At 72.9% G+C, this 6,931-nt stretch carries 1 protein-coding gene; it reads right to left on the bottom strand.

Annotated features, from left to right (window positions below; all coding sequences use genetic code 11):
- Positions 1-6,931: SDR family NAD(P)-dependent oxidoreductase (locus ACN675_RS26725; RefSeq protein WP_420753696.1), on the bottom strand; the 6,931-nt coding region annotated here is incomplete at both ends.

The following is a 6,931-nucleotide window of genomic DNA, read 5'->3' as shown; positions in this document are numbered from 1 at the left end:
GCCGAGCCCACGAGACCCCACACCGCCGCGGCCGCGGCGTCGGTGTCCTCGGCGTGGTCCCGCTCGGCGCCGGTGACCATCGCGTTGCGGGTCACGAGCACGAGCGTGCTGTCCGCGAGATCGTCGTCCAGCCACTGCTGCAGCAGCCGCAGCACCCGGGTGCACAGCTCGTGGGTGGCGTCGGGACCGTGCTCACCGGCCGGGCGGGCTTCGACGAGCACCGTCCACGGCCGCCGCTCGCCGTCTGCCGCAGCACCGTCGCGCGCGGCGCGCAGCGCCCCCGGATCGGAACAGTGCGGGAAGGCCGGACCGAGATCCCCGTCGCCGAGGACGACGATCGGACCGAGGGCCGGTTCGCCCGCGATGTCGACCGGCACCCAGGACAGCCGATGCAGTCGCCGTGCACCGCGTCCCGGGCCGGCCCCGTCGACCTGCGGCCCCACCTGCAGGGCATCGACGGTCAGCACCGGCTCACCCGCGGTGTCGACGGCGACCATGCGATACCGCCCGTCCCCGCGGGCGTCGAACTTCACCGACAGCGCCTCCGCGCCGACGGTGTGCAGCCGGATCCCCGACCAGATCAGCGGCGCGTCGTCCCATCCGAGCAGCGGGTCGAGCGCCGCCTGCAGCAGCACCGGATGGATGCCGAACCCGTCCGTGTCGACGCCCTCGTCGAGCTGCACCTCGGCGTCGGCGTCGCCCGAGATGCCGTGCGACGGCGCACCGGGTCCGACGACGTCGTCGATCGTTGCCGAGGCATTGCGCACCCAGCGGTCCGAGCTCTCGGCCTCGTCCAGGGTGGACGAGATCGTGACGATGCGCCCGCCGTCGCTGTCGGGCGCCGACACGAGCACCCGGATCGAGGCCTGTCCCGACGGCCCGAGAAGGAGCGGGTGGTGCACGGTGAGTTCGGCGATGTGGTCGAGACCGACGTGGTGCGCCGCGTGCAGTGTGAGGTCGACCAGCACCGCGGGCAGCACCGCCCTCGCCACACCCGACGGCGGCACGGCATCCTCGTCCGCCGGTGGCGGCACGAGCCACGAATCCCGGTGCAACGACAGCTGTCCGGTGAACATCACCGCGTCGTCGTCCAGCGGCACCGCGGCGCCGAGCAACGGATGACCGGCCGCGCCCAGCCCCAGCTCCGCCGGATCGCCGCTCCTGCGCGTCGGCGCGGTCGGCCAGAAGGACCGCCGCTGGAACGCATAGGTGGGCAGCTCCACCCGGCGGCGACCCGGCAGCATCCGATCCCAGTCGATCATGGCGCCGTGCACGAAGGCGGCAGCGACCGCCTCGACAACCTCGTGTGCCTCGTCGCCGCGACCGGGCAGCGTGGCGATCACGGTCGGCACGACCTCGGAGGCGAGGGCGGCCAGCGTCGCACCTGGACCGACCTCGACCAGGCGGGTGACGCCGAGCTCGTCGAGTGTCCGCACGCCGTCGTGGAAACGCACCGTGCGCCGGAGGTGCCGAGCCCAGTAGTCCGGGGACACGAGTTCCTCGGCCGTGGCGACGCGTCCGGTGACGTTGGAGATCACCGGAATCTCCGGCGGCTGCGGCGTCAGCCGCGACACCACGGCGGTGAACCCGTCGAGGACCGGTTCCATCAGCGTCGAATGGAACGCCCGGCCCACCCGCAGGGTCGTGGTCTGCAGTCCGGCGGCGGACAATTCGGCCGCGACGGCCCGGACCTCGGGTTCGCCGCCCGAGAGAACGACCGCGTCGGCGCCGTTGACGGCGGCGAGATCGACACGACCGTCGATCCGCGACCGGATGTCCTCCTCACCGGCCCGCACGGCGATCATCAGGCCCGGTTCGGTCGACTGCATCAATCGGCCGCGGACCCCCACCAGGGCCGCGGCATCGGGCAGGCTGAACACCCCCGCGACGTGGGCGGCCGCGATCTCTCCGATCGAGTGGCCGATCAGATAATCCGGGGTGAGGCCCCACTCCCGCAGCAACCGGTACAGCGCGACCTCGACGGCGAACAGTGCCGGCTGGGTGTATTCGGTGCGGTCGAGTGCACCGCCGGTATCGTCCCAGAGCACCTGCCGCACCGGGGTTTCCACATGTTCGTCGAGCGCGGAGCAGACCTCGTCCAGGGCACGGGCGAACACCGGGTAGGTCTCGTAGAGGCCGCCGCCCATCCCGATACGCTGCGCGCCCTGGCCGGTGAACATGAACGCGGTCCGGCCGCGGGCGGTCGTCCCGGTGACGACGTTGCCGCCGGGTCGTCCGGTCGCGAGGCGGGTCAGACCGTCGAGCAGATCGGCCGGCGTGTTTCCGACCACTGCGGCGCGGTGGGGGAAGCCGGACCGGGTGGTGGCCAGCGAGTACGCGAGGTCGGCCGGATCCGGCAGATCCGCGCTGCCCTCGCAGAATTCCGCCAGCCGAGCGGCCTGCGCGCGCAGCGCCTGCTCGGTCTTTGCCGAGAGCACCCAGGGCACTGGGGTCGCCGCCGGCGGCGACACCTCCGGCAGCGCACGTGCGGCCGGCTGTTCCAGGATCACGTGTGCGTTCGTGCCGCTGATCCCGAACGACGACACCCCGGCGCGACGGGGCCGTCCGGTGTCCGGCCACGGCACCGGCTCGGCGATCAGCGAGACCTCGCCCGCGGTCCAATCGACGTGCCGGGTCGGCGTGTCACCGTGCAGGCTCGGCGGCAGCACCCCGTGCTGCATCGCCAGCACCGTCTTGATCACGCCGGCCACCCCGGCCGCCGCCTGGGCATGGCCGATGTTCGACTTGATCGACCCGAGCCACAGCGGCCGGCCGTCCCGCTGCTGCCCGTAGGTGGCCAGCAGCGCCTGCGCCTCGATCGGGTCCCCGAGCCGTGTGCCGGTGCCGTGCGCCTCCACGGCGTCGATGTCGGTGGGGCCGAGCCCGGCGGACGCCAGCGCCTGCCGGATCACGCGTTCCTGGGACGGCCCGTTCGGGGCGGTCAACCCGTTGGAGGCCCCGTCCTGGTTGACCGCCGATCCGCGGACGAGCGCGAGCACCCGGTGGCCGTTGCGTTCGGCGTCGCTGAGCCGCTCGAGCACCACCATTCCCGAGCCCTCGCTGAGCCCGGTGCCGTCCGCCCGGTCCGAGAACGGCTTGCAGCGGCCGTCCGGCGCGAGCCCGCGTTGACGGCTGAACTCGATCAGCACCCCGGGGGTGGCCATCACCGTCGCGCCCCCGGCCAGCGCCAGCGCGCATTCCCCGTCGCGCAGCGCGCGGGCCGCGAGATGCACGGCCACCAGCGACGACGAGCACGCCGTGTCCACGGTGACGGCCGGACCGGTGAAGCCGAACGCGTAGGAGATCCGGCCGGACGCCACGCTGTTGCTCGTCCCGGTCATCAGATAACCCTCGGCGTCGACGTCGCGCCGGGACATCAGGTGGAAGCCGTAGTCGCCGCCCATCAACCCGATGTACACGCCGGTGTCGGCGAGACCGGGGGTATCCGGCCGGATTCCCGCGTGTTCCAGCGCCTCCCAGGCGCTTTCGAGGAGCAGCCGGTGTTGCGGATCCATCGCGATCGCCTCGCGCGGGCTGATACCGAAGAACGCCGCGTCGAATTCGTCTGCGTCGTAGAGGAATCCTCCCTCCTTCATGTACGTGGTGCCGGTCCGTTCCGGATCGGGGTCGTACACCTCGTCGAGATTCCAGCCCCGGTTGTGGGGGTACGCACCCACCGCGCACCGGCCGTCGCGGACGAGTCGCCACAGGTCGTCGGGGCAGCGCACCTCACCCGGGTATCGGCAGGCCATCCCGACGATCGCGATCGGGTCGTCGTCCCGACGGGTGCGGGCAGGGGCGGTCGTCGGCTGCGCAGCGGTCTCGCTGCCGAGCAGCCGGGCGAGCAGCTCCCGGGCGAGCGCGTCCGCGGTGGGGTAGTCGAACACCACGGTCGCGGCCAGTTTTACGCCGGTCGCGGTCGTCAGCTGATTGCGCAGTTCCACCGCGGTCAGCGAATCGAAGCCCAGTTGCTTGAACGCACGCTCCGGGTCGATCGCTGCGCTGCCGTCGTAGCCGAGTGCCGCGGCCACGTGGGTGGTGACGATGTCCAGCACCCGGCTGTACCGGGCGCCGGGTTCCAACGCGCGCAACTCCTCGGCGAGCCCGGTCGGGGACGCGGTGGCCGCGACCCGGCGGCGCCGGGTCCCGAGGACCCGGCGCAGGATCGGCGGCAACGAGGCTCCCTCGGTGCGCGCGGCGCGCGTCGAGAGCCGCAGCGGCACGATCAGAGGACGGTTCACGGCGAGCCCGGCGTCGAACAGGGCCAGCCCCGAGTCCACGTCGATCGTGTCGATGCCGTTGCGCTGCAACCGCTCCAGGTCGGCGGCATCGAGATGGGACGTCATGCCGCTCGGGCGGTCCCACAACCCCCAGGCCAGGGAGATCGCCGGGAGCCCGCGGGCGCGGCGGTGCTGGGCGAGGGCGTCGAGGAAGACGTTGGCCGCCGCATAGTTCGACTGCCCCGCGCCGCCGAGGACGCCCGCCGCGGAGGAGAACAGCACGAATGCGGTCAGGTCCCGGTCGCGGGTGAGGTCGTGCAGGTGCCAGGCACCGTCGAGTTTGGGTCGCAGCACCGCGTGCAGCTGATCCGCACTCAGGGTGGCGGCGGTGGCATCGTCGAGCACCCCGGCGGCGTGGATCACGCCGGTGAGGTCGGGAATGCCGTCGAGCAGAGCGGCCACCGCCGCGTGGTCGGTCACGTCGCACGCGGCGATCCCGACGTCGGTTCCGGTGGCGGCGAACTCGGCGCGCAGGGCGGACGCGCTCTCGGCGTCGAGCCCGCGCCGGCCGGTGAGCACCAGCCTGCGCACCCCGTACCGAGTGGCGAGATGGCGGGCGATCAGCCGGCCGATGGTTCCGGTGCCACCGCTGATCAGAACCGTGCTGTCCGGGCCGAAGGGCGGCACGTCGGTGTCGGACGTCGCTGCGGCGGGTGCCACCGCAGCGAGCATCGGTGTCAGCAGCGCACCCTCGCGGACGGACAGCTGAGATTCGTTGCAGGACAAGACCTTCGACAGCACTGCGGGATCGGGGAGTCCATCGGCCGGTCCGTCCATGTCCACCAGGGTGATGCGATCGGGATGCTCGTTCTGCACAGCGCCGATCAGACCCCAGACGGGCGCGGCGGCCACGTCGTCGACCGGTTCGTCGTCCCGGACCGCGACCGCGTGCGCGGTCGTGACCAGCAGGTGGGTCTCGGCCAGGCGCTCGTCCCGGAGCCAGGACTGCACCGCGCGCAGCGTCTCCTCCGCGGCGGCGTGCGCCCGGGCCGGCGTATCCGGCTCCTCGCCCGATCCGGCGGGCAGCCACAGGACCCGACCGGCGGGATCGTCCCCGGCGAGCGCCTCCCGCAGCGGCATCGGGTCCACCGGCATCGGGTCCGGCGGCGCCGCGGCGGAGGAGCCCACCGGCACCCACTCCACCCGGTAGAGGCCGGCGCCGGCCCCCGGGACCGGCACCCCCGCCTCCCCGAGGGGACGCAGCGTCAGCGAATCCGCGGTCACCACCGGCCGGCCGGTCGCGTCGTAGGCCGCTACCCGGTAGCGCTCGGGTCCGGTCGTGGTGACGTGCACCCGCAGGGCGGTGGCGCCCACGGCGTGCACCTGCACGGCGCGCCAGGCGAACGGCAACCGGACACCGGTCTCGGTGCTTCCGAGTGCGATCAGGTGCAGCGCGGCGTCGAGTACCGCCGGATGGATCCCGTACCCCGCGACCGCCGCGTCCGGGTCCTCGCCGCCCAGCCGCACCTCGCCGTAGAGGTCGTCGCCGCGGCGCCACGCCGCGCGCAGGCCTCGGAAGACCGGACCGTACCCGTAGCCGGCCTCGTCGAGCAGGTCGTAGAGACCGTGGACGTCGACCGGTGTGGCATCGGTGGGCGGCCACTGCGGTTCCGGGAAATCGGAGGCCTCCGCGGCCGCGGTGAGCGTGCCGGTGGCGTGCCGGGTCCACGGCGTGTCCGGCGCGGTGTCCGCGGGCCGGGAGTGCACCGACACCGCGCAGCGGCCGGTGTCGCCGTCGGCGAGCACACTGACCTGCACCGCGACCTCACCGTCGGCGGGGATCAGCAGCGGCGTCTCGAGGGTGAGTTCGTCGAGCCGGCCGCAGCCGACGCGGTTCCCGGCGTGCAGCGCGAGTTCCACGAAAGCCGTGCCGGGCAGCACGACGGTGTCACCGACCATGTGGTCGCGCAGCCACGGAAGACGTTGCACGGAAAGCACACTCGTGGACACCGTGCCCCGGCCGTCGCCGAGTTCGACCGAGGCGGCGAGCATCGGATGCCCGCCCGTGTCCATCCCCGCCGAGGCGACATCACCCTCCGGTGCGGGGCCGTCCAGCCAGTAGCGGCGGTGCTGAAAGGCATAGGTGGGCAGGTCGACCCACGGCTGCTGCTCGGGTCGTCGCGCCCACCGCACCCGGTCCCAGTCGAGCTGCACTCCGTGGACGTGCGCGTCCGCGAGGGCGGCGGTGAATTGACGCAGGTCCGCCCGGTCGCGCCGGAGGGTGCCGACGACGTGTCCGGCGACGCCCTCCGCGTCGAGCGTTTCCTGCATCGGCACGGTCAGGACGGGATGGCTGCACGACTCGACGAACAAGCGATACCCGTCCGCAACCAGCGATTTCGTCGCGCGCTCGAAGCGGACCGGGTGGCGCAGATTGCGATACCAGTAGTCGGCGTCGAGCGTGGCACCGTCCAGCTCGCCGCCGGTCACCGCCGAGTAGAACGGGATCCGCGACCGGCGGGGCCGGATCGGGGCCAATACGTCGAGGATCGGTGCGCACAGAACCGATATGTCCGCGCAGTGCGAGGCGTATTCCACCGCGATCCGGCGAGCCTGGACGCCGTCGTCCCGCCACCGCGCGACCAGGTCGTCGAGCGCCTCGACCGGACCGGACACCACCGTCGCGGTCGGCCCGTTGACCGCGGCCACCT

It is taken from the genome of Rhodococcus sp. O3 (genome assembly GCF_048897285.1).
In the GTDB taxonomy this organism is placed as follows: Bacteria; Actinomycetota; Actinomycetes; order Mycobacteriales; family Mycobacteriaceae; genus Rhodococcus.
Note: the sequence above shows the minus strand (reverse complement) of the source record. Positions and strands in the feature narration are given on the sequence as shown.